Source organism: Campylobacter concisus (assembly GCF_002912895.1).
Taxonomy (GTDB): domain Bacteria; phylum Campylobacterota; class Campylobacteria; order Campylobacterales; family Campylobacteraceae; genus Campylobacter_A; species Campylobacter_A concisus_G.
Map to the genome: position 1 here is coordinate 1 of NZ_POZX01000072.1, position 1,067 is coordinate 1,067.

Consider the following 1,067-nt stretch of genomic DNA (forward strand, 5'->3'; position numbering starts at 1 on the left):
CCTTTATTCTTGCAATACGTCGATAATTTCCACTCAGACTTACCAAGCTTAAGATATAAATCGGCATAGTATTTAAATTTAACGTTTTGCATAATTAAAACTCATTACAAATCAAAAGTCTATCTACAAAGCTATCAATATCAGGAGCATTTAAATCGTGCTTTTTGTGATAATGTGTGAAGTTATCTAATTCCCTATCGAGCATTAAATTTTCAACATAGGCTAAATGCTGGGCATTTACATCACCGCCCAAGCTTTGATAATAATTAACTAGCTCATAATCTTTCATTCTGCTTACTGGTTTATGCTTTTCATCGCTTTTAAAAAGCTCATCACAAAGCTTTAAAATTTGTCTTTGTTTTAAGGTATTGCCAAAGCTCTTTATCTCGCTACTTACGTTTTGATGTCTTATAGTAGTCTCATCTTTTGAGACCTTTATTTTATGCCAAAGATCGCCAAACTCATCAAATATTTGTAAAGGCTTTTTAGTTTCCGGATCAAGTAAAACAGTAACCAAGCCTTTATTGTAGTTTGTTGTAAGAGATATTAAATCAACCCTGCCATTTAGTTTTCTATAAATTTCAAGACTAATAAATGTTTTTGACATTGTAAAACGTCTAATTTTATGCTTTAAATACCAGTAGCTTATATCGGTCAAGTTATCTAAATCAGGGTTTTGGCGTAAATCATCAAGAGTTTTAAAAATATACTTCATAACATACGAAGTAGCATTTTTAATATCAGTTTCAACCCTGCTATGAGTATCTAAAAAACGATCTTTAATAGCTGAAACGCACTTATCCAAATTTTCTTTAGGGACAAAAACAAGCAAATTTAAATGACAAGTTCCGTCCAAATGCGGTTCTTTAGTAGTTATATAACATCTTTGATTTTGTGATAAGCTCCTAAAATGCAATGAATTCATGATACTTCTAACTAAGGATTGAAGTTTGCTAGCTCCTGCGCTAACGCTATGCTTTTCATCATCGATATACTTTTTATTATAAACAAGCTTTTTCTTGCCACTCTTAAGAGTTATAAGCTTTTGTTTATGATACTCACTAGGC

The 1,067-nt window shown here is 31.4% G+C and carries 1 protein-coding gene; it reads right to left on the reverse strand.

Going from position 1 to position 1,067, the window contains the following annotated elements; genetic code table 11:
• Positions 1–94 precede the first annotated feature (94 nt).
• On the reverse strand, positions 95–1,067 hold a 973-nt coding region (locus CYP51_RS09200; protein WP_103625204.1), incomplete at its 5' end, for a radical SAM protein.